This is a genomic window from Pseudomonas sp. PDM27 (genome assembly GCF_019219205.1).
Classification (GTDB): Bacteria; Pseudomonadota; Gammaproteobacteria; order Pseudomonadales; family Pseudomonadaceae; genus Aquipseudomonas; species Aquipseudomonas laurylsulfatiphila.
Genome location: NZ_JAHUWF010000016.1, coordinates 159,125 through 181,680 on the forward strand (window position 1 = coordinate 159,125; position 22,556 = coordinate 181,680).

The 22,556-nt window shown below is 61.8% G+C and carries 20 protein-coding genes and 1 rRNA gene; 8 read left to right on the top strand and 13 right to left on the bottom strand.

Going from position 1 to position 22,556, the window contains the following annotated elements; all coding sequences use genetic code 11:
* Positions 1 to 49 precede the first annotated feature (49 nt).
* On the bottom strand, positions 50 to 946 hold the full coding sequence (locus tag KW838_RS26680) for a LysR family transcriptional regulator (protein WP_218504058.1): 897 nt from the start codon (positions 944 to 946) through the stop codon (positions 50 to 52).
* A gap of 151 nt (positions 947 to 1,097) precedes the next feature.
* Between KW838_RS26680 and KW838_RS26685 the strand changes: the two genes are divergently transcribed.
* Complete coding sequence (locus tag KW838_RS26685; protein WP_218504059.1) at positions 1,098 to 2,525, top strand: mechanosensitive ion channel family protein; 1,428 nt, start codon at positions 1,098 to 1,100, stop codon at positions 2,523 to 2,525.
* A 121-nt stretch (positions 2,526 to 2,646) separates the two neighbouring features.
* Here the strand turns inward: KW838_RS26685 and ycaC are convergent, their stop codons facing one another.
* From ycaC to KW838_RS26715, 6 genes are all read right to left on the bottom strand, one after another.
* Positions 2,647 to 3,273, bottom strand: coding sequence for an isochorismate family cysteine hydrolase YcaC (gene ycaC, locus KW838_RS26690; protein ID WP_007991021.1), 627 nt, complete (start codon positions 3,271 to 3,273; stop codon positions 2,647 to 2,649).
* Positions 3,274 to 3,342: 69 nt separating this feature from the next.
* The gene (locus KW838_RS26695; protein WP_218504060.1) at positions 3,343 to 5,181 is read right to left on the bottom strand and encodes an amidohydrolase; all 1,839 of its coding nucleotides are present in this window, start codon (positions 5,179 to 5,181) and stop codon (positions 3,343 to 3,345) included.
* Positions 5,181 to 5,789, bottom strand: a complete 609-nt coding sequence (locus KW838_RS26700) for an antibiotic biosynthesis monooxygenase (RefSeq protein WP_218504061.1) — start codon at positions 5,787 to 5,789, stop codon at positions 5,181 to 5,183. The genes KW838_RS26695 and KW838_RS26700 overlap by 1 nt, the downstream gene beginning before the upstream one ends.
* Positions 5,782 to 6,198 (bottom strand): DoxX family protein, encoded by a 417-nt coding sequence (locus tag KW838_RS26705; RefSeq protein WP_218504062.1) that lies wholly within the window; start codon positions 6,196 to 6,198, stop codon positions 5,782 to 5,784. Before KW838_RS26705 ends, KW838_RS26700 begins: the two co-directional genes overlap by 8 nt.
* Positions 6,199 to 6,456: 258 nt before the next feature.
* Positions 6,457 to 6,723 (bottom strand): DUF6124 family protein, encoded by a 267-nt coding sequence (locus KW838_RS26710; protein WP_218504063.1) that lies wholly within the window; start codon positions 6,721 to 6,723, stop codon positions 6,457 to 6,459.
* Positions 6,724 to 7,977: 1,254 nt separating this feature from the next.
* Positions 7,978 to 8,895 (bottom strand): LysR family transcriptional regulator, encoded by a 918-nt coding sequence (locus KW838_RS26715; RefSeq protein WP_218504064.1) that lies wholly within the window; start codon positions 8,893 to 8,895, stop codon positions 7,978 to 7,980.
* A 158-nt stretch (positions 8,896 to 9,053) separates the two neighbouring features.
* On the opposite strand from KW838_RS26715, the gene KW838_RS26720 reads away from it, so the two are divergent.
* The gene (locus KW838_RS26720) at positions 9,054 to 9,509 is read left to right on the top strand and encodes a helix-turn-helix domain-containing protein (RefSeq protein WP_218504065.1); all 456 of its coding nucleotides are present in this window, start codon (positions 9,054 to 9,056) and stop codon (positions 9,507 to 9,509) included.
* Positions 9,510 to 9,545: 36 nt separating this feature from the next.
* On the opposite strand, the gene KW838_RS26725 is transcribed toward KW838_RS26720, so the two are convergent.
* Positions 9,546 to 10,370, bottom strand: a complete 825-nt coding sequence (locus KW838_RS26725) for an alpha/beta fold hydrolase (protein WP_217837843.1) — start codon at positions 10,368 to 10,370, stop codon at positions 9,546 to 9,548.
* Positions 10,371 to 10,405: 35 nt separating this feature from the next.
* A complete protein-coding gene (locus KW838_RS26730; protein ID WP_218504066.1) occupies positions 10,406 to 10,981 on the bottom strand; it encodes a flavodoxin family protein in 576 nt (191 codons plus the stop codon).
* 408 nt (positions 10,982 to 11,389) lie between these two features.
* On the opposite strand from KW838_RS26730, the gene KW838_RS26735 reads away from it, so the two are divergent.
* Positions 11,390 to 14,194: a winged helix-turn-helix domain-containing protein gene (locus KW838_RS26735; RefSeq protein ID WP_218504067.1), complete on the top strand. Its 2,805-nt coding sequence runs from the start codon at positions 11,390 to 11,392 to the stop codon at positions 14,192 to 14,194.
* On the opposite strand, the gene KW838_RS26740 is transcribed toward KW838_RS26735, so the two are convergent.
* Together KW838_RS26740 and KW838_RS26745 are read right to left on the bottom strand one after the other, a co-directional pair.
* Positions 14,159 to 15,643 carry a winged helix-turn-helix domain-containing protein gene (locus KW838_RS26740; RefSeq protein ID WP_218504068.1) on the bottom strand — a complete coding sequence of 495 codons (1,485 nt, stop codon included), beginning with the start codon at positions 15,641 to 15,643 and terminating at the stop codon, positions 14,159 to 14,161. The genes KW838_RS26735 and KW838_RS26740 overlap by 36 nt on opposite strands.
* A gap of 161 nt (positions 15,644 to 15,804) precedes the next feature.
* Positions 15,805 to 16,755: a GlxA family transcriptional regulator gene (locus KW838_RS26745; RefSeq protein ID WP_218504069.1), complete on the bottom strand. Its 951-nt coding sequence runs from the start codon at positions 16,753 to 16,755 to the stop codon at positions 15,805 to 15,807.
* Between the two features lie 345 nt (positions 16,756 to 17,100).
* Between KW838_RS26745 and KW838_RS26750 the strand changes: the two genes are divergently transcribed.
* Entirely contained in the window at positions 17,101 to 17,823 is a 723-nt protein-coding gene (locus KW838_RS26750) for a pirin family protein (protein WP_218504070.1), read from the top strand.
* Positions 17,824 to 17,864: 41 nt separating this feature from the next.
* Here KW838_RS26750 and KW838_RS26755 read toward each other — a convergent pair whose 3' ends face one another.
* Positions 17,865 to 18,929 carry an AraC family transcriptional regulator gene (locus KW838_RS26755; RefSeq protein ID WP_218504071.1) on the bottom strand — a complete coding sequence of 355 codons (1,065 nt, stop codon included), beginning with the start codon at positions 18,927 to 18,929 and terminating at the stop codon, positions 17,865 to 17,867.
* A 162-nt stretch (positions 18,930 to 19,091) separates the two neighbouring features.
* On the opposite strand from KW838_RS26755, the gene KW838_RS26760 reads away from it, so the two are divergent.
* The 4 genes from KW838_RS26760 to KW838_RS26775 all read left to right on the top strand — a co-directional run bounded on the left by KW838_RS26760 (position 19,092) and on the right by KW838_RS26775 (position 22,171).
* Positions 19,092 to 19,943 (top strand): 3-hydroxybutyryl-CoA dehydrogenase, encoded by an 852-nt coding sequence (locus KW838_RS26760; protein WP_218504072.1) that lies wholly within the window; start codon positions 19,092 to 19,094, stop codon positions 19,941 to 19,943.
* The gene (locus KW838_RS26765; protein ID WP_218504073.1) at positions 19,930 to 20,589 is read left to right on the top strand and encodes a TetR/AcrR family transcriptional regulator; all 660 of its coding nucleotides are present in this window, start codon (positions 19,930 to 19,932) and stop codon (positions 20,587 to 20,589) included. Before KW838_RS26760 ends, KW838_RS26765 begins: the two co-directional genes overlap by 14 nt.
* An 89-nt stretch (positions 20,590 to 20,678) precedes the next feature.
* The gene (locus KW838_RS26770) at positions 20,679 to 21,092 is read left to right on the top strand and encodes a VOC family protein (protein ID WP_218504074.1); all 414 of its coding nucleotides are present in this window, start codon (positions 20,679 to 20,681) and stop codon (positions 21,090 to 21,092) included.
* 317 nt (positions 21,093 to 21,409) lie between these two features.
* On the top strand, positions 21,410 to 22,171 hold the full coding sequence (locus tag KW838_RS26775; RefSeq protein ID WP_102702817.1) for a DUF4239 domain-containing protein: 762 nt from the start codon (positions 21,410 to 21,412) through the stop codon (positions 22,169 to 22,171).
* 65 nt (positions 22,172 to 22,236) lie between these two features.
* Here KW838_RS26775 and rrf read toward each other — a convergent pair.
* Positions 22,237 to 22,352, bottom strand: a 5S ribosomal RNA gene (rrf, locus tag KW838_RS26780).
* Positions 22,353 to 22,556: the final 204 nt, after the last annotated feature.

The following is a 22,556-nucleotide window of genomic DNA, read 5'->3' on the forward strand; positions in this document are numbered from 1 at the left end:
ATCGCGAGCAGGCTCGCTCCCACAGGTTTGAGTCAGGGACTGCGCATTCCTACACGCCACCCTCAACCCGATCCAGCCGCTCACGCAAGAACTCAACCAGCACCTGCACCGGCCGCGAGCTCTGCCGGTGTTGCGGATACACCGCCGATAACGTCAGCGGCTCCGGCCGCAAATCCTCCAGTACCTCCACCAGCCGTCCATCCTTCAACGCCGAGCCGACGATGAACGCCGGCAAATACGTGATCCCCAGGCCGGCGATTGCCGCATCCCTGAGCACCTCGCCGTTGTTGACCCGCATCCGCCCGGTGACGTTGACCGTCAGCGGCTTGCCCTGCCCCGCAAAACGCCATTGCACCTGTCGACCATGGCCGTACGGCAGACAGTCATGACCGTGCAAATCCTCAGGTTTGAGCGGCGTGCCGCGCTCGGCCAGGTACGCCGGGCTTGCGCAGTACACCCGCTGGATCGACGCGATCCGCCGGGCAATCAAGGTCGAATCCTCGAGCGTGCCGATGCGCAACGCCAGGTCGTATCCCTCACCCAGCAAATCCACAGGCCGATCGCTCAGATCCATCTCCACCGTCACGTCGCGATAGCGCTGCAAAAACACCGGCAACAGGCAGCCCAGATGCGCCAGTGCGAACGACAGCGGAGCGCTGACACGAATGGTCCCGCGTGGCTCGGTGGTCTGGCCGGCGATGCCCTGCTCCACTTGTTCGACTTCGCTGAGCAGGCGCAAGGCTGACTCGTAATAGCTTTGCCCCAGCGGCGTGACATCCAGTCGCCGGGTCGAGCGATTGAGCAGGCGCACGCCCAGGCGTTCTTCGAGTTGCATCAAGCGACGACTGACAAACTGCTTGGACAGCCCCAGTTGATCGGCGGCAGCCGTGAAGCTTCCAGACTCCATCACCTGGCAAAAAATACGCATATCTTCGAAGGGGTTCATTGTCACTTCCTGGTTGACAGTCAAACGCTTTATAGCCGCTTTTTCCTTTCCTGACACAGTATTAATCTGCTCCGCACTCAAGCAGGCGGCGACTCCCTCGCCACAACAGCACCCTCCACCTGCGCGACCTCATTTCTACTGGAGCATTTCCATGTCCTTTCTCCTCGGTCACCTGCTCTCCCTGAGTACCCTGCTGCTGGCCATCGACGCCCTGCTCTGGCACCTCGCGCCATTCAAGCATCGCGTCAGCCGGGTCGGTGTGCGCCTGGCGCTGTTTCTTCTGTTCAGCGCGGTACTCATCAACGCCGGCGTCAGCCCGTTACAGGCGCCGTTGTTTGCCGATGATCGCGTGGCACAACTGGGGGCCACGGCGCTGGGGATTCTCTGGTGGCTGTACGCGGCGCGGGTGCTCACCGAAATGATCGGCCTGGCCCTGATGCGGCGCATCGGCCACAGCGGCCGGCTGTTGCAGGATGTCATCGGCGCACTGGTGTTCCTGATTGCGGTGGTGGCCGCCGCCGGCTACGTGCTGGAACTGCCAGTGAAAGGTTTGCTGGCGACCTCCGGCGTCGTCGCCATCGTGGTGGGCCTGGCATTGCAGAGCACCTTGAGCGATGTGTTCTCCGGCATCGTGCTCAACACCACCAAGCCGTACCAGGTCGATGACCGGGTTTCCATCGACGGTATCGAAGGCAAGGTGCTGGACATCGACTGGCGTGCCACTCACCTGCTGACCAGCGCCGGCAGCACCGCTGTGGTGCCGAACTCGGTGGCGGCCAAGGCAAAGATCGTCAACCTCAGCCGCCCGTTCAACATGCACGGCGTGTCGATCAGCATTCAGGTGCCCAACCATATTCGCCCGCGTCGGGTACTCGATGCCCTGGACCGCACCCTTCAGGGCAGCAGCAGTCTGCTGCTCGATCCGGCGCCCAAAGTCGTGCTCAAGGAAGCCGGCGAAACCATGTCCGAATACGTGGCCAGCGGCTTCATCGCCGAACTGGGCAAAAAGGGTGAAGTGCGCAATCAACTGTTCGACCTGGCCCATCGGCACCTCGAAGCGGCAGGCATTTCCCGGCAACCCGATGGTGTGATCGAGCCGTCGACCCGCGCACGGGCCTTGCTCGACGAAGTTAAAATCTTCCGTTCCCTGAGCGCCGAGGAACGGGATCGCCTGGCCCAGAACATGGTGGCGCAGCAATACGCGGCCGGTGATGTGGTGCTGGACCTGGAGGAAGTACCGGACAGTCTATTCGTCATCGCCACCGGCGTGGTCAGCGCCACGGTCCCCGACGGCAGCACGCAGATCGAAGCCGGGCGCATGGGGCCCAGTGAAGTCATGGGTGAACAAAGCATCCTCGCCGATACGCCGTCCCAGGCACGGTTCACCGCCATGACCTCAAGCATCATCTACCGCCTCGACAAATCCCTGACCCGCGACTGCATGGCGCAACGACGGGAGGTCGACCGGGCGTTGAACAAGCTGCAAGCGGTGCGCCAGCAGAACAGCCGGATGGCGTTGATGGCCAAACCGGTGGCGGCCAGGAAAGGTGGTTTTTTGAGTTGGTTGCAGAGTCGCTGATCCACGGCTCACACAAAACACTGTGGGAGCGAGCTTGCTCGCGATAGCTTTCTGTCAGTCAACCTATGTATCGACTGATACGCCGCCATCGCGAGCAAGCTCGCTCCCACAGGTGTACGTCTTACTTGGCAGTGAACTTCATGTAGCTGTTGATCAGGTTGCGATAGTTCGGCAGGCGCTCGGACAGCAGGTTGGCCAGGCCTTCCATGTCGTTGCGCCAGTCGCCTTGCAGCTCGCAGGCCACGGCGAACCAGTTCAGCAGGTGTGCACCGGCGGCCGACATGCGTGCCCAGGCCGCTTGTTGCACGGTGGTGTTGAAGGTGCCGGAAGCGTCGGTTACCACAAACACCTCAAAGCCTTCGGCAATGGCCGACAGGGTCGGGAATGCCACGCACACGTCGGTCACCACACCGGCGATGATCAGTTGCTTGCGACCGGTGGCCTTGATCGCCTTGACGAAGTCTTCGTTGTCCCAGGCGTTGATCTGGCCCGGGCGGGCAATGAACGGCGCGTCCGGGAACTGCGCCTTGAGCTCCGGCACGATCGGGCCGTTCGGACCGCTGTCGAAACTGGTGGTGAGGATGGTCGGCAGTTTGAAGAACTTGGCGATGTCGCCCAGCGCCAGCACGTTGTTCTTGAACTCGTTGGGCGAGAAATCCTGCACCAGCGAGATCAGACCGGTCTGGTGGTCGACCAGCAAGACCACGGCATCGTCTTTGTTCAGGCGTTTGTACGGAACGTTGCTCATTGGAAGCTCCTTGATGGATGGTTGTTGCATACCGCGCCGCCCTGTTGGGTCGGCGCTTTTTTGAGTTCGTCAGAAGGCAAAACACGAGCAGCCAAAGGCGCCCCAGAAACCGGCGAAATCGCTGACCGGCGCGTTCGACAGGCGCGCCCGTTCATGGCTGTGGGAATGCACCGCGCACGGCCCGCTGCAGTGGTGAACCTGGGCCTGCATCGGCGACGTCGGGCGCCAGTGGCCCGGTACCTTCACCACCGGCGACCAGTCCGGCAGCACCGGCACGCTGGCCGGCCCGAGCTTCTCGAAGTCACCGGCGCCGTACACCACTTTGCCGCCGACCACCGTCAGCACCGACTCGATCCACTTGATCGCCTCTTCATCGACGCTGAAGAAGTCCGCACTGAGGGCGGCGACGTCGGCCAGTTGCCCGACCTTGATCTGGCCTTTCTTGCCTTGCTCCGACGAGAACCAGGCGCTGCCGTGGGTGAACAGTTCCAGCGCCGTCAGGCGCGACAGGCCTTCGGCGTGCAGTTCCAGGCCGCCGACGGTGCGGCCACTGACCATCCAGTACAGCGAAGTCCACGGGTTGTAACTCGATACCCGCGTGGCGTCGGTACCGGCACCGACCGGTACGCCCTCGGCCAGCATGCGCTTGATCGGTGGCGTGGCTTCGGCAGCTTTCGCGCCGTACCGCTCGACGAAATACTCGCCCTGGAACGCCATGCGATCCTGAATCGCAATGCCGCCACCCAGCGTCCTCACCCGCTCGATGTTCTGCGGGGTGATGGTTTCGGCATGGTCGAAAAACCACGGCAAGCCATTGAACGGAATGTCGCGGTTGACCTTCTCGAACACGTCGAGCATGCGGCTGATGGATTCGTTGTAGGTCGCGTGCAAACGGAACGGCCAGCGTTGCTCGACGAGGTGACGCACCACCGGCTCCAGTTCGGCTTCCATGGTTTGCGGCAGGTCCGGGCGCGGCTCGAGGAAGTCTTCGAAGTCCGCCGCCGAAAACACCAGCATTTCCCCGGCGCCGTTGTGGCGCAGGTAATCGTCACCCTGGTGCAGCTTCACACTGCCAGTCCAGTTCTTGAAGTCGGTCAGCTCTTCCTTGGGTTTCTGGGTGAACAGGTTGTAGGCGATGCGCACGGTCAATTGCTCATCCTTCGCCAATTGCTCGATCACCTGGTAATCGTCCGGATAGTTCTGGAAACCACCGCCGGCATCGATGGCACTGGTCAGGCCCAGGCGATTGAGTTCGCGCATGAACTGGCGGGTCGAGTTGACCTGATACTCCAGCGGCAGCTTCGGCCCCTTGGCCAGGGTCGAGTACAGGATCATCGCGTTGGGCCGCGCCACCAGCATGCCGGTCGGCTCGCCGTTGGCGTCGCGCACGATCTCGCCACCCGGCGGGTTCGGCGTATCGCGGGTGTAACCGGCGACACGCAACGCCGCGCGGTTGAGCAAGGCGCGGTCGTACAGGTGCAGCACAAACACCGGCGTGTCCGGTGCCGCCTGGTTGAGCTCGGCCAGGGTCGGCATGCGCTTCTCGGCGAACTGGAATTCGTTCCAGCCCCCGACCACCCGCACCCACTGCGGCGTCGGCGTGCGGTCGGCCTGATCCTTGAGCATGCGCAAGGCATCGGCCAGGGACGGCACCCCTTCCCAGCGCAGTTCCAGGTTGTAGTTCAAGCCACCACGGATCAAATGCAAGTGCGAGTCGTTGAGCCCGGGAATCACACAGCGGCCCTTGAGGTCGATCACTTGGGTGCTCGAGCCACGCAGGGCCATGGCCTCGGCATCATTGCCCACCGCGACAAAGCGACCGTCGCTGATCGCCACTGCACTGGCGAGCGGCTTTTCGCGGTCAACGGTATGAAATTGACCATTGAACAGAATCAGATCGGCGTTCATCAGGGTTCCTCGTGCAATGTGGCGGGAGACAGCCAGGGCGCGAACAGGCGCGTCGCCATGGGCATGAAGATGTAAACCACCGAGAGCACGATGGTCAGGGTGATCAGGAACGTGGCCACCACGTAATTGGAGAGCAAGGCGTTGAGCCGTAGCAGCGGCCCCCACAGCAGCGGCACGAGCAAGGTGTGCGGCAGAATCACCAACAGCGTCACCACGGCCTGCTTCCAGCGCGGCGATGGCGTACCGGCTTCGGCCTGGGGCGAGAACCAGAACTCGTTGACCGGATTGACTTCGGTCTGGTCGCCATCGGCCAGCATCGGCGCGGCTTCGGCGACCAACGCCTGGCGCTGCGGCGAATCGAGCCAGTTCTGCATCGCCTCGGTCGAGCAAAAGCGCAGCACGCAGGTGTAGGTGTCGAGGCCGGCGTTCTTGCCGCGCACCACATCCACGCCCAGGTGCCCGACATTCTGCGCCGCCACCTTGACGATGTTGCGCAGCCAGGCTTCATAAGGCGCTTCGAAACCGGCCTTGACCCGGTGCTTGACGATCAGCGTCACCACCTCATCAGGCCCGGGACTTGCCGGCTCACGGCGATTGAGATCAGACATAACGCAAGGCTCCGGCGAAACGGACATTGAGCGCCAGCCGTCCCGGCCCGGCGATGAGAATGCTGGTGAACACGATCAGCAACAGCCAGCCGAACTGGCCTTCGAGGAGGGTCCACTGCGGATGCACGAGCAACATCGACACCCACAGCAAAAACAGAACAGGCAAACACGCCAGACGCACCAGCACCCCACCGACGATCAGCAGCGGGCACACCACCTCGGCAAAGATCGCCAGCATCAGCGTCAGGTTCGCGCCCAGATGGAAAGGGTCTTCGATATTCTGCAACTCGGCACTGTAGTAAAGCAGCTTGGGCAAACCGTGCACCCACAACAGAAACAACCCGCCGCTGACCCGCAGGAACAGCAGCCCCCAGTCTTGCGCCCGATCATCACGTCGCGAAGCGTCCATGGCCCACCTGCACAAATGAAGAACCACCGGCGTCGATGCGCCGGGACAGGATTCGATAGTGCCGGGACGGGGGGAGGAAAAATTGAATGTACGTGCTCTGTTTTGCGACCACGCCGGCGGTCTGAAAATCACACAAAATCCTGTGGGAGCGGGCTTGCTCGCGAAGACGGTGGGTCAGTCAACATCAATGCTGAATGTCATGACGCCTTCGCGAGCAAGCCCGCTCCCACAGGTTTATTTGTTGTTGCTGCTACCGGGTTATTCCTGCGGATCGAGATTATCCAGCGCCCGGTTCACTGCCAGTTCGCCCAACATGATGATCTGCGCAATCCCCAGCAGTGAATTGCGATGCGGGCTTTGCAGAAATCCCGCGAGGTCACTGGCCATGATGCTGGCCGAGGCCAGGGATTCGCAGGCGTGGGCCAACAGGGTTTCGGTGTTGATGTCGGGGGTGATGACAAACATCGTGCTGGGATTGCGCGGTGACGCGGGGTCTTTCGGGGGATTCGGGGTGGGTTTGAACATGGTGGAACTCCTTGATCAATGGAGCCGCCACAGATCGCTGCTAAACGAATTGGGTGGCGGCTGTACGCGGGTTAGCAGACCAGGGATCAAGGAACCCGGCGCACCGAAGTGCCCCACGCACAGCCACCAAATTGCAGACCGAAATGATCTTGAGGTGACACTGGCGAGCCTTGAAATTTACCGAGCTGCTAAACCCGATCGCTGAATGGGCAGCGACGGGCAGAACGTTAGAGATCAGGGCCAAGACGCACAAGCCGGCGGATTCTGGCGTAGTTGTAGGCAACGACGCAAGGCAACGTGGCTTTCAGGAACAGAGTCTGACGGCTTTTAAACAGAGCTGTCAGAACACTGCATACTCCCTGTGAGAGATTGGTTGGCTGGCAGGCCGCCATCGCGAGCAAGCTCGCTCCCACAGGGATTGGGGACATCTGCAAAAATCAGGTCGGCTGGCAGGCCGCCTTCGCGAGCAAGCCCGCTCCCACAGGGATTGGGGACATCTGCAAAAATCAGGTCGGCTGGCAGGCCGCCTTCGCGAGCAAGCTCGCTCCCACAGGGATTGGAGACATCTGCAAAAATCAGGTCGGCTGGCAGGCCGCCTTCGCGAGCAGGCTCGCTCCCACAGTTGGACTGGGTACATTCGAAAGAAATTGGTCGGCTGGCAGGCCGCCATCGCGAGCAGGCTCGCTCCCACAGTTGGACTGGGTACATTCGAAAGAAATTGGTTGGCTGGCAGGCCGCCATCGCGAGCAGGCTCGCTCCCACAGTTGGACTGGGTACATTCGAAAGAAATTGGTCGGCTGGCAGGCCGCCATCGCGAGCAAGCTCGCTCCCACAGAAGAGCAGAGCAAAAGCAGATCGGCGTACACCCACGCTTTTCACCACTCATCAGGCCGAGCGTTAGCTCGCCTGCAGCTCTTGATCTTGATCTACCCGCCCCCTCGGCAGGCTGAGCGGAGGTGTTCATCCGGGGATGGGCGCGCAGCGCCGTTCGACGCAGTCGAACTCATTGCATGTAGGTCGAAGCGAAGCCGACCGGAGGGCAATGCCCCCGGATGAATACCGCAGCGAAGGAACGCCGAGCCTAAGCGAGGGGCCGTACGTAAGGGGCGAGCGTTTTTTGCTTCCTTTTTTAGGCGCTTGTAAAAAAGGGAGTCGCCGTAAGGGCGAAACCGCCAGCCGCCGTTACCAAAGAAACGGATATGTACTCAATCAACCCAGAACCTGGTCGGCCCAAAGGCCGCCAAGGTCAAAAGCCTAACGAACATCCAAAGCCAAAGACATGAACTGCCCAATCCGCGCCCGCAACCACCGCTCCGCCGGATCATTGTCATGCACCCCGCTCCAGGCCATCGACAACTGCGCCGCCTCAATCTCGAACGGCGGATCCTCGGCACGCAACCCGCACCCCTCCACCAACGCACACGCCGCATAATCCGGCACGGTAGCGATCATCTCCGTCCCCGCAAGCAACGCCCGCAACCCACTGAACTGCGGCACCCCCAGCACCACACGACGACTGCGCCCGACCTTCGCCAGATCCAGATCGATATTGCCGCTCAAGTCACCGGAAAACGACACCATCGCATGGGGTCGTTCACAGTACTCATCCAGGGTCAGCGGCCCCGGCCGGGTATCACCGCGCAGCACTTTGCAGGGAATATCGCGCAGCTTCTTGCGCTTGGCATTGGCCGGCAGGTCCGTGGTGTAGCTCACGCCCACCGAGATCTCCCCCGACGCCAGCAACGCCGGCATCAACAGGTAATTGGCCCGCCGCACGACCACGACGATGCCCGGTGCTTCCTCTTGCAACTGACGCAGCAACGGCGGAAACAAACCGAACTCGGCATCGTCCGACAGCCCGATACGGAATACATCGCAACTGGTCGCCGGATCGAATTCCCTGGCCCGGCTGACCGCACCGGAAATGGTATCCATCGCCGGCTGCAGCTCCTTGAGAATCGCCAGCGCCCGCGCCGTCGGCTCCATGCCGCGACCGTTGCGCAGCAGCAACGGGTCGTCGAACAGATCACGCAGACGCCCCAGCGCGGCGCTCACCGCCGGTTGGCCCATGAACAGTTTTTCCGCGACGCGGGTCAGGTTTTTTTCGAACATCAACGCCTCGAAAATCACCAGCAGGTTCATGTCGACGCGACGCAGATCGTTACGGTTCATAGGCACGGTTCCCTTGTGTGTTCGGCCAGGCGCGAGGTTGAGAAGTGTGTCTGACTTTACACAGGCCGTCCCGCGCTTAACGAGGAATTAACAACGATTAACTCGCAAGCCAGAGCCTTCGGGTCCAAGAATGAAGCCTACCGACACGGACATTCACCATGGCTCACGTTCAGCAAAATGCCGCGCCCGCGCCATTCACGCCTGTGCCAAAGAAAAGCACCGGCGGCCTCAGCCCGCAGCGCGAACGGCTGGTTAAACAACTGATCCTCGAGCGCCTCGGCGACAGCCTGGAAGTCACTGAACTGGCACAGGCCTGCGCCCTCTCGCGCAGTCATTTCTCCCGCGCCTTCAAGTGCAGCACCGGACTCTCGCCGCAGGACTGGATTCGCCGGCAACGCATAATCCTGGCCAAGCAATTGATCCAGTACACCGACATGAGCCTTACGCAGATCAGCCTCGAATGCGGCTTCTGCGATCAGGCGCACTTCTGCCACCTCTTCACCCGCAGCGAAGGCATCAATCCGTTTGCGTGGCGCTGTCAGAGGGTGCCTGGACTTAGAAGCAAAAGATCGCAGCCTTCGGCAGCTCCTACATGCATGCACGCTACTGTGTAGGAGCTGCCGAAGGCTGCGATCTTTTGATCTGGCCTTTTAACCTTTCAAAAACGCCAACAGGTCAGCATTGAGCTGATCCTTGTGGGTGTCCGTCAGCCCGTGAGGGGCGCCCGGGTAGATCTTCAGGGTCGAGCCTTTCACCAGCCTGGCCGAGGAGACACCCGCCGCCTCGTAAGGCACGACCTGATCCGCGTCGCCATGCACCACCAGCGTCGGCACGTCGAACTTCTTCAAGTCTTCGGTGAAGTCGGTTTCCGAGAACGCCTTGATGCAGTCATGGGCGTTCTTGTGGCCGGCCATCATGCCTTGCATCCAGAACCAGTCGATCATGCCCTGGGACGGTTTCGCGCCAGGTTTGTTGAAGCCGAAAAACGGCCCGCTGGCGAGGTCGATGTAGAGCTGCGAGCGGTCGGCCAGCGAAGCCTGGCGGATGCCGTCGAATACATCGAGCGGCAGGCCGCCGGGGTTGGCTTCGGTCTTGAGCATCAGGGGCGGCACCGCGGAAATCAGCCCGGCCTTGGCCACGCGGCCGGTGCCGTGGCGACCGATGTAGCGCGCCACCTCGCCGCCGCCGGTGGAGAAGCCGAACAGCACGGCGTCTTGCAGGTCGAGCAGCTCGATCAACTGCGCCAGATCGTCGGCGTAATGATCCATGTCATTGCCCGACCATGGCTGACTGGAACGCCCATGACCGCGACGGTCGTGGGCGATGACCCGGTAGCCGTTGGAGGCCAGGAAAATCATCTGCGATTCCCAACTGTCGGCGTTCAGTGGCCAGCCGTGGCTGAAGACAATCGGCTGACCGGTGCCCCAGTCCTTGTAGTAAATCTCGACGCCGTCGCGGGTAGTGAAGGTGCTCATGGGTAATGCCTCCTTAACGAGGGTTGGGGGGGGAATCAAACCGCAAGTCGGTTCAGGCGATCGGCCAGGCGCGCCACCCGTTCGCCCAGGTGCGCGGCGGTGCAGCGATCTTCGGGAGGCGGCGCATCGTCGGGGGATTGCTCGACATTCGACTGGGCCATGGCGCCCAGTGAGCTGCCCAGGCGATTGAGTTGGCCGTTGAACACGCCGGTGCCGGAACGCGCCGGCAGCAGGTCGAGGCCGACCCAGATCATCGAGTGCTGCGCGGCGAACACCGCCATCTGCAGCAAGGTGTTGAGTTTGTCGCCGCACAGGCAGCCGGAATTGGTGAAGCCCGCCGCGAGTTTGTCGCGCCAGGGCTGGACCAGGTAGAACGCCGCCGTGGCCTCCATGAACGCCTTGAAGGCCGCCGAGGCGCTGCCCATGTAGGTCGGCGCGCCGAAGATGATGGCGTCGGCGTTGTGCAGCCGCGCCCAGTGCTCGTCCACTTCCTCGACCGGGATCAACTGGCAGGTGCTGCCCAGGTGCCGCTCCACGCCCGCGGCCACGGCTTCGGCCATGACCCGGGTGTGCCCGTAGCCACTGTGATAGACCACCACCACGTTGCTCATTGCTCTGTCCTTTGTGGGAGCGAGCCTGCCCGCGAAAGCGCTGTGTCAATCACCGCACAGGCTGAATGTGACACCGCCTTCGCGAGCAGGCTCGCTCCCACATCGAGCTGCTCGCGGCTGACTGACATTTCATCCCTGCCTTCAGTGGAAGTTGAAGAAGGAGAGTTTTGGGCGAAGACCGGGCACGCGACGAGTTAAACGTTGTTAATTTTCCATGGTGCGCAAAAAGCCGCGGCAGAACCTGTCCATCCGTCGCGCCCAATAATCACGGGACCCTCGGCCACTGGCCGATACGCTAGAGTCAATGCCAGCCTCTTCAGTCACCCGGGCGGCACGTTGCGCTGCGTAAAAAACCTGAGGAATATGCTCGTAAACCGCGAACCAGACGGCTGCAGCAGGAGCGACTCGTTGACCCTTTCCCCCGAACAGGCTGTGCATTTCGGCCCCTACCGGGTCTACCCCGGACAACGCCTGGTGATGGAGGCCGACCAGCCCTTGCGCCTGGGCCGGCGCGCCATGGACATCCTGCTGATCCTGCTGGAACACGCAGGCAACGTGGTCAGCAAGCAGCAATTGATCGCCCGGGTCTGGCCCGACAGCGTGGTAGAAGACATCAACCTGCGGGTGCACATGGCCGCGTTGCGCAAGGCGCTCGGCGACGGCCAGGCCGGCCAGCGCTACATCGTCACCGTGGCCCAGCGCGGGTACAGCTTCGTCGCACCGCACTCACGGGAGCCGGTTGAACAACCACCAGCACCCGAGGCCTGCACACCGAGCCGGCATAACCTGCCGGTGCGCCGCACACGCATGATCGGCCGGCGGACGCTGGTCGACAATCTGGTGGAGCAACTGCCGCGCCAGCGCTTCATTACCCTCGTCGGTCCCGGCGGCATCGGCAAGACCACCGTGGCCTTGCGAGTCGCCGAACAAATGATCGGTCGCTACCGGGACGGCATCCGCCTGCTGGACCTGGCCCCGATCAACTGCCCGCTGATGATCGACGGCCACCTGGCGACGTTGCTCGAACTGGCCCTGCACGATGACGACCCCCTGAGCGGCCTTGCCGACTGTCTGCGTGACCGCCACATGCTGCTGGTCATCGACAACTGCGAACACCTGGTCGACGCCATCGCCCAGCTCTGCGAAAACATTCTGCGCAGTGCGCCGCACGTGCACATTCTCGCCACCAGCCGCGAGAGCCTGCGGGCCGAAGGCGAATTCGTCCAGCGCCTGGCATCACTCGACTGCCCGCCGCCCATCGCCGTCCTCGACCGCGCCCAGGCCATGACCTTTTCCGCCCTGCAACTGTTTGTCGAGCGGGCCATGGCCAGCCATGACAACTTTGAACTGACGGACGATGAACTGCCCCTGTTGATCGACATCTGCCACCGACTGGACGGCATTCCATTGGCCATCGAACTGGCGGCGGCGCAAGTGGGCAACTTCGGATTAGCCGGCTTGCTGGCGCAGTTGCAAAGCAGTTTCCGGGTGTTGACCCAACCCTGCCAGACGCCCCCGGCACGCCATCAGACCCTGCGCGCGACACTGGACTGGAGCTTCGAGCTGCTCAACGCCTGCGAAAAGACCTGCCTGCGCCGACTGAGCGTGTTTCGCGGCGGCTTCACCCTGGAGTCGGCAGCGGCGGTGATTGTCGGCGACCACATCGAACCTCGCGAAGTCTTCGGCTCGATCACCCAACTGGTCGCCAAGTCCCTGTTGAACGTGGAGGTGGGCGATGAGGATGTCTACTACCGTCTGCTCGATACCACCCGCAGCCATGCTTTGGAAAAACTCGCGCAAAGCCCCGACCTGCCCGGCACGCGGGAGCGCCATGCCGAGCGTTGCCTGGCGCTGATGCAACAGGCGCAGGACGAATGGGAGAACACCTCGACCGGCCTGTGGCTCGAGCGCTATGGCCGCACCCTGGAGGACATCCGCGCGGCCCTCGACTGGGGTCTGCACGGGCAAGGGCCACAAGCCCTGGCGATACGCCTGGCCGCGACGTCCACGCCCCTGTGGCAGGAGCTGTCACTGCTCAAGGAACACGGCGGTTATGTGCGCAAGGCCCTGGCCCTGCTCGAGCAGTCAGCCGAGCCTTGCCCGCGTTTGCAGATGACCCTCAAACTGGCCCTGGGCAGTGCCTGTTACCACGTTCAAGGCGCGAGCGCCGAAACCGTTGGCGCCTTTGTCAGTGCCAGGACCCTGGCCAGCCGACTCAACGATGTGGCCGGTCAACTGCGGGCGATTTCCGGTCACCTGGCGGTCAATCTCAGTTGCGGCCAATACCAGATGGCCCTGCAACAGAGCCGGCAATTCGATCAACTGGGGCTGCATGACGACGCCCTGTTATCCCTGAGCACCCATCGATTGCGGGTGCTCGCCCTGCATTTTTCCGGCGACCAGCAACAGGCCGGGGAGCATGCCGAACAGGTACTGCAACGCATGGCCCACAGTGGTCATCTCAACCGGTTCACCCATGGCTTCGGCGTGCAATACGACCAGAGTGTCGCGGCGCTGACCATCCAGGCGCGCATCCTCTGGCTGCGGGGCCAACCGGAACAGGCCTGGCGTGCAGCCCGGCAGGCGCTGGACATCGCGTTGCAGATCAACCACGGCACGTCGATCTGCTACACCCTGGCGCTCGCCGGCTGCCTGATCGCCTACTACAACGGTGACACCCGCAGCGCCCGCGAACTCCTGCGCCTGCTGCTGCAACAGGCGCAGAAACACTCGGTCCTGCTGTTCCATACCTGGGCGCAACACTACGCTCAGGTGATCGGCGGCGTCGATGTCGCGCCCGCCAGGCAACCCAGTGTCGGATTGATCAAGGACATCATGGTCACGCTGGACTCCACCTGCGTCGATGACGACTTGCTCGAACGTGCGCAGAGCGGCGCGTCGGGCTGGAGCACGGCAGAGATTCTGCGGGCCAGGGCCGAGACGCTGCTGGCAACGGATTGTCCGGCCAACGCCGCGATGGCTGAAACCGTGCTGCTCAAGGCACTCGACGTGGCAAGAACCCAGGGCGCCCTGACCTGGGAGCTGCGCAGCGCCACCTCGCTGGCGCAATTGTGGCAGCGCCAGGGCCACCACCAACGGGCGCATGCATTGCTGGCGCCGGTCTACCAGCGCTTCACCGAAGGTTTTGCCACGCCGGACCTGAAGGCCGTGCGTCATTTACTCGGTGAGTTGCATGGTCACTTGCCGGCCTGAAGGCCGGGGCGTTTGACTGTCGTACCCGGCATAACGCATTTCGAGGGTGCGCAACTGCCCACTGAGTTCGAGCTTTTCCAGGGCGTAGGTGCGGGTGGTGTTGAGGAAGCGGTAACGGATCACTCCGCCGCCCTGCTCCAGGGACAGCATTGATTTGAGCGCGAGGTTGTCCAGCACCTCGATCAGCTCGGCGGCCGGTAACGCGTCGCCGCTGATCGCGCCTATCGCGGCGTCCTGGGTGAAGGCCATCTTGAATACCGCCAAACGCTGCAACACGGATTGTTCCAGCGCAGTCAACCGTTCGTAGCTCCAGTCCAGTGCAGCCCTGAGGGTCTGATGCCGGGGGACGGCCGTGCGGCGGCCTTGGGACAGCAACTGAAAACAGTTATCGAGTTGTGCTTGCAACCCCACCAGCGCCAGCGCATCGATTTGCGCTGCCGCCAATTCAATCGCCAGCGGCAGGCCGTCGAGGCGCCGGCAGATTTCGCGCACGGCCTTGAGGTCCTGTTCGCGCAAGGTGAAGCCTTGCTGACGGGCCCGGGCACGGCTGACGAACAACTGCACCGCCGAATAGCCCATGACCTCGGCAACGCTGCGCAGCGCTGACGCCGGCGGCACCGCCAGCGGTGGCAGACGCAACAGGGTTTCACCCACGGCCTTGAGTGGCTCGCGGCTGGTGGCAAGGATCGACAGTCGCGGCATCGATTGCAGCAGTGTCTCGACCAACGTCCGGCAGCGCTCGAGCAGATGCTCGCAGTTGTCCAGGACCAACAAGGCATGTCGCTGCGCCAGCGCCTCCAGCGTGGTGCCCACCTCCAGCCCAAGGGTTCGTGTGAGGTGATCGGTCACTTGCGCCGGGTCATCGATTGCCGCCAGGCCCACCAGCCACACGCCGTGCCGATAGTGCTGCAACAACAGTTCGGCCACGCGCAAGGCGACGGTGGTCTTGCCGATCCCGCAAGGCCCGACCAGGGTCATGAATCGGCGCACCGGCAACTGCCGCACCAGGCTGCCGACCACCGCATCGCGCCCGGTGATCGGTGTGAGCCGCGCCGGCAAGTTGTGCAGGGGCTTTTTTACGGTCTCGCTGGGGAACGCTACGGGCTGCGGCGAATGCTGTACCGGGGCGACAAAACTGTAGCCGCGCTGGGGAATGTTGACGATGTAGCACTGACCGTTCTGCCCGTCGCCCAAGGCCCGACGCAGGGCGGCGATGTGCACCCGCAGGTTGATCTCTTCGACCACGGAGCGTGGCCAGACCTGCGCAATCAACTCGTCCTTGCTGACCACCGAGCCCGCGTGTTCGACCAGCACCTGCAACACGTCAAGGGCGCGGCCGCCCAGACGCAGCGGTCGATCGCCCTCCAGCACCAGGCGCTGACTGAGGTGGAAAGCGTAGGGTCCGAACTGAAGCACCGCTTCGTTGCTGACATCTCTGAGGCTGTTCATGGGCAGTCACTCGCGGGACACCTGATCTGGCACGTGAGTCCATCCAGGCTCCGCACCTTCCTTGCAATGAGTTACCTCGTATCTTGGCAGCCCTCTGTGACGGTACAACCGCCACGGGGGGAGCGTCACGGCCATTGCGGTGCGCGCAACGGACATGCGCGCTAGCTGAACTGCTCGCGGTATTGAGTCGGGGTCAGGCCAAGCTTTTCACTGAACAGAAAACGCATGTGCCGCACGCTGCCGAAGCCGCTTTTGAAGGCCACGGTCTTGAGCGGTAACTCGCTGGTTTCCAGCAGGTTCCTGGCGCAATCGATGCGCGCGCTTTGCAGAAACTCCATCGGCGTCATGTCCACCTCCCGGGCGAACACCCTGGAGAAATGCCGCGGGCTCATGTTGGCCAGGCTCGCCATACGCTCGATGCTGAAGGGCTCGTCGAGGTGCTCGAGCACGTGGTTCTGCACGCGGGTAATCGGCGTTTCGTGAGGCGCCACCGCCGCCATCAACGGGCTGAACTGTGCCTGCCCGCCCTGACGCTTCATCACCACCAGCAAGACCTTGGCCACGTCCTGGGCGATTTTTTTGCCGTGGTCCTGCGCCACCACCGACAACGCCAGGTCGATCCCGGCGGTGACGCCGCCGGAGGTGATCAGGTTGCGGTCCTGGACAAAGATCTGGTCGGTCTCGACGGTCGCCTTCGGAAAGCCCTTGATCAGCCGCTCGGTGTAGTGCCAGTGGGTGGTGACGCGATAGCCGTCGAGCAAGCCCGCATGCCCCAACACGAACGCTCCGGTGCAGATCGAGCCATAAGCGGCGGACCGGCTCACGTTGTGCCTGAGCCAGTCGAGCAACGGCGGATACTTTTCGCTGTAGGCACCGGGACCGCCGGGTACCAGCAGCAAATCAAAACCTTCGCAGGCCTGGTCGATGTGCCGGTCGGCCTGCACGCTCACGCCATTGGATGCCCGTAATGCGCCGGGTTCGGTGCCGATGGTCGACAGCACATAGTGATCGTCGGGTTTCAGATAACGATTGGCGATGGAAAACACTTCCATGGGCCCGGCCATATCGAGCAGGAGAAAGTCGGGAAACAGCACCATTGCCACGGTTTTCATGGATTGGAATTCACTGGGATCAAATTGAGTCGGTCCGCCAAACACCGGGACCTTGTGGGAGCGAGCCTGCTCGCGAACGCGGTGTATCAGCCAACGTTGATAGCGACTGACACGACGCCTTCGCGAGCAGGCTCGCTCCCACAAGGCCTGCGCCCGGCATGAGGGAGTGCTGTGCATTATGGCCAAACACAAGTCAGACGTCGGAAAAAAATAACTGATTCGCGCCCCGACACTGTCAACCCTTAGGAGACAGTATTTAAGTTTTCACCTACTTATTGCACAAACGAGTAAACATTAACCTTCTCCTCACTCGGACGAATTCACGTCCCCACAGGAGATTTCATCATGCTGACTCTTCGCAAAGCCTCGGATCGTGGCCTGGCCAATCACGGCTGGCTGAAGTCATTCCACACCTTTTCCTTCGCCAACTACCGCAACCCGAAAGAGCAGGGTTTTTCCGACCTGTTGGTGATCAACGACGACCGCGTCGCCGCCGGCAAAGGCTTCGGCCAGCACCCGCACCGCGACATGGAGATCTTCTCCTATGTGCTTGAGGGTGCCCTGGAACACAAGGACACCCTGGGCACCGGGTCGGTGATCCGCCCCGGCGATGTGCAACTGATGAGCGCTGGCAGCGGCGTGGCCCACAGTGAGTTCAACCACTCCAGCACGCGGCCGGTGCACTTTCTGCAGATCTGGATCGTGCCCGACGTCAGCGGCGCCAAACCGCGCTATCAGCAGGAGCACTTCAGCACCGGGAAAAAACGCGGGCGCCTGCAGCTGATCATCTCGCCGGACGGCGCCAAGGGTTCGCTGAAGGTGCGTCAGGATGCACGGGTGTATGCCGGCCTGATCGACGGCCAGGAAAGCGCCACCCTGGAACTAGCCGCCAACCGATATGCCTACGTGCACGTGGCCCGGGGCAGCGTCGAACTCAACGGCGTGTTGCTGCAGGAAGGCGACGGTGTGCGGGTCCGTGATGAACAGGCGCTGACCTTGAGCAACGGCGTGGACGCTGAAGTATTGGTCTTCGACCTGCGCCCGCAGGAACTGCCGGAAATGCCATGACAGATCCCTGTGGGAGCGAGCCTGCTCGCGAAGGCGGAGTGTCAGACGACATCACTGTTGAATGACCTATCGCTTTCGCGAGCAGGCTCGCTCCCACAGTCTCCCTGATAACGGGCCCGATAGCGCCCCGGACTTTCCCCGGTCCACTTCTTGAACGCGCGATGGAAGGCGCTGGGTTCTTGGAAGCCCAGTTGCTCGGCGATATCGCTGATGCTCGCGTCGCTCTGACGCAGTTGCTCAAAGGCCACGCCGCGCCGTACTTCGTCCTTGATCTCCTGATAGGAACAGCCTTCGCGCTCCAGTTTGCGGCGGAAGGTGCTGGGACTCAGGTGCTGTTCCAGGGCAAAGGCCTGCAACGTCGGCCATTCACTGTAGTGACTGCCGCGCAAGCGCTGATGAACCTGCGAGGCCAGGCCATGCTGGTTACGGAAGCGGATCACCAGCCATTGCGGCGCGGTGCGCAGGAACACTTTCAGCGACGCCAGGTCCTGGACCACCGGCAGGCGCAGGTAATGGCTGGCAAATTCGATTTCAGTGCGCTCGGCACCGAAGGTCAGGTTGGGCCCCCAAAGCAGGCGGTCGTCACTCAGCGACAGGCGCGAGTGGCGGAAGTCCGCACGGTCAATGGGAATGCGCCGCCCGCCCAGCCAGCACAGCAGACTGATCATCAACACCAGGAAGGTTTCTTCACCAAACCGGCTGGCATCGCTGTCCTTCGAACGGGTCTGCAGGCTGATGACCGCACGTTTGCCCCGCACGGCCAGCGAGCCACGAAAGTCGCGCAGGAACAATCCGAAGTTGGCCAGGCACTGACGCATGGCCTTGTGCAGATCGGGTTCCTGAATCAGGGCGCGGCAAATCAGGGCGAAACTGCCCGGCGGCATGCCATGGGAATCGAGCCCGAAAAACTCGTCGTCGAGTTCGCGGATCTGAATCAGCCACAACGCCGCAAACGCGTTGGCCGGCACCCGCGCCGTGGGTTGTTGCATGACCGCCGGATCAATACCCGCCTGTTCGAGCACGGCCGTCACGCGCTGCGGATCGTCCCTCAGCCCATGGATCATTGCCTGCACGAAATAGGCGGCAACCGAGTCCTTTTCCCGCATTGGTTCGCTTCTCTCTCATCACCCGAATGGCAAAAAACATCAGTGCCGTTGAACAGTTTTGGCATAGGACAACCGCCCTGCCGGCTCTAGACTCGCGGCAATAGTACGCCTTCGACCGCAATCGCGGCCAAGGTATCGCAGGGTTTGATCGAAGGACGGAAAATGAATCTGCAAAACATCGGGGTGATCGGTGCGGGCACCATGGGCAACGGCATCGCACAAGTCTGTGCCTTGGCCGGTTTTAACGTGACCCTGCTCGACATCTCTGAAAGCGCGTTGCAAAAAGCCCTCGCGACGGTTGGTAAAAACCTGGATCGGCAGATCGCCAAGGAAACCCTGACGCCAGAGCAGAAGCAGGCCACCCTCGACAAAATCCGCACCAGCACCGATTACAGCGTCCTGCGCGACGCGCAACTGGTCATCGAAGCAGCCACTGAGAATCTCGACCTGAAACTGCGTGTGCTGCAACAGATCGCCGCGCAAGTCAGCAGCGAATGCGTCATTGCCTCCAACACCTCGTCGCTGTCGATCACCCAACTGGCCGCCAGTGTCAGCCAGCCAGAGCGCTTCATCGGCCTGCATTTCTTCAACCCGGTGCCGGTAATGGGCCTGATCGAAGTCATCCGCGGCCTGCAAACCAGTGACGCGACCCACCAACTGGCGCTGGACATGGCGACCACCCTCGGCAAAACCGCGATCACCGCCGGCAACCGTCCGGGCTTCGTGGTCAACCGGATCCTGGTGCCGATGATCAACGAGGCGATCCTGGTGTTCCAGGAGGGCCTGGCCAGCGCCGAAGACATCGACGCCGGCATGCGCCTGGGCTGCAACCAGCCTATCGGCCCGTTGGCCCTGGCGGACCTGATTGGCCTGGATACCCTGTTGTCGATCCTCGAAGCCTTCTATGACGGATTCAACGACAGCAAATATCGCCCGGCGCCATTGCTCAAGGAAATGGTCGCTGCCGGTTACCTGGGGCGCAAGACGGGGCGCGGCTTCCATGCCTATGCCTGAGCGTTGCTCGCGCTTTGCCGAGTACCGGGACAAGGTCCTGGAGCTGTTTGCCTGCAAGGGGTTCGGCCAGGTCGGCATGCGTGAGCTCGCGACGTGCCTGGGGCTCTCCCCTGGCTCGCTGTATCACCATTACCCCAGCAAACAGCATCTGCTGCTGGACCTGATCGAGGAGTTCTACGAGGAGCTGCTGGCCACTCTGGGGCGCATCCAGCAAAAAGCGCCCGGCAAACGCGACAAACTCAACAGCCTGATCCGCGCCCATCTGAATCTGCACCGGGAGATGCCTTGGCATTTCCGCCTGGTGGAGCGCGATAGCGGTTGCCTGAACGAAGAGCAACAGGCTCGGGTCCGGCAACTGCGCGAGCAATACGAACGCACGTTGCTGAAGATGCTCGGCGCGAAGTCGCGTTTCAGCGAGCAAGGCCTGCTGGCCGCCGGGCATGCCATTGGTGCGCTGCTCAACAGCGCCCCCAGCTGGCTGACGCCCCATGTGCTGGACGAGCACGAACGTGAGGAACTGCTGGAAAGCATGGTCAGCGGCGCCATCGAACGTGTGCTGGCGCCGCGGCGTGTGCCGGAGGCGATAAGCCTCGCCCGTCCTATGGAAAAAACATCTAAAGAAACACAAGCTCCGACAAAGATTTAGCGCTTTGCTTGTCGGCTCGACACAATCGGAATTCGCCGAAAAAACCGGCGTCCAAACCGTTGTGTGTACATGAGCACCTGGAGCCGACCATGAAAATCAATCCCTACCTTATCTTCAACGGCGACTGCAAAACCGCCTTCACGTTCTACGCGAAGTGCCTGCAAGGCCAGATCGAAGCCATGCTGACCTTTGGTGAAACCCCTGCGGGTGAGCATTTCCCCAAGGGGCTGCACAACCTGATCATCCATACCCGCCTGATCGTGGGCGATCAGGCGATCATGGGGTCGGACACCACACCGGATCGCCCCGTCGATAAAATGAGTGCCTGCTCGATCTCACTCAACGTCGACAGCATTGCCGAGGCCGAACGGGTGTTCAATGCACTGGCAGACGGTGGCACTGTGCAAATGCCCCTGGAGACCACGTTCTGGGCGGCGCGCTTCGGCATGCTGGTCGACCGTTTTGGTGTGTCGTGGATGGTCAATTGCGAAAAGGATCAGTGAAGGGCCTTTGTCGAATGACAGAAACGAAGGCACAAGTAAGCCCAACCTGAAAAGGTTGGGCTTTCTGGCAACTCCCGGCCTGTCTGCTACCGTCAACTTGCCACATCGATAGCAGCGGACCAGAGGAGCTAACCCGCTATGCCAGCCCATGACCTGTCCTGGCCCAGCCGTTTCAAACGCTTGCTCCTGGAGCCTATGCCAACGGACCGCTGTGGGCTCGCGACGTGACGACCATCGAGGGACGCAAGCTCAAAGGCATCGTGATCAAGTACCGGTAGATCTCTCCCCGCGGAAGGCAGCGTCAACGGAGATTGAATTTGAATGACCTGGTGATCGCCCTCATCGTTTTTGCCTGCCTGTTCGCCAGCGCACTGCTGGGTTCGTACGTGAGGGAGCGGTTACCGAGCCAACATCTGAGCGATGACTCCGTGGCGGTGTTGAAGCTGGCCACCGGCCTCATCGCAACGATGTCGGCGCTGGTCCTCGGTTTGCTCGTTTCCTCAGCCAAAAACACCTTCGATACGGCCAATGCGGAGCTGGAGGGCGCGGCGGCGAAAGTGATTCAATTCGACCGCTTGCTGGCCCGCTATGGCCCCGATACCCAGGGCATCCGTACCGAACTCAAGCACAACTTCGCCGAAGTCACCCAAGTGCTCGCGACCCGCGATCGCCGTCAGATTGCAAAACTCGACAGCCCCGAAGTGATCCATCGCTCCGAAGGCCTGCAACGCCAGGTGGAGTTACTCTCTCCCGTTAACGATGATCAGCGCTCGCTCAAAGCCAAGGCATTGCAAGACATGGACGCCGTGTTTGCCGCCCGCTGGCTGACCCTGCTGCAGTCCAATCAATCGATCCCACCGGTGATGCTGGTGATCCTGGTGACGTGGCTGGGGATTATCTTTGGCTCGTTCGGCCTGTTTGCACCACGCAACGGGACCATTGTCGTCGTATTGCTGATGTGTGCCCTGTCGACGGGGGCAACCATCTTGCTGGTGGAGGAACTCAATCGACCGCTTGATGGTTTTATCTGTGTGTCGCTGGATCCGCTGGAGCACACATTGGAGCGGTTGGGGCAGTAGTTTGAATTTCCTGCGGACAAAAACAAAACCCCAACTGCTTTCGCAATTGGGGTTTCGGAATTTAATCTTGACGATGACCTACTCTCACATGGGGAAACCCCACACTACCATCGGCGATGCATCGTTTCACTGCTGAGTTCGGGATGGGATCAGGTGGTTCCAACGCTCTATGGTCGTCAAGAAATTCGGGTACCGAGTCGTGGCCTGTTGGCCGCGCTTCAGCAAATTGGGTATGTGACAGCTGGTGTTTTGCGAGTCTCTCGAACTTTCGGTTCGTTTCGTCTTCACACACCGCAATCTGGCTTTTAAGCGCAAATTGCTTGGGTGTTATATGGTCAAGCCTCACGGGCAATTAGTATTGGTTAGCTCAACGCCTCACAGCGCT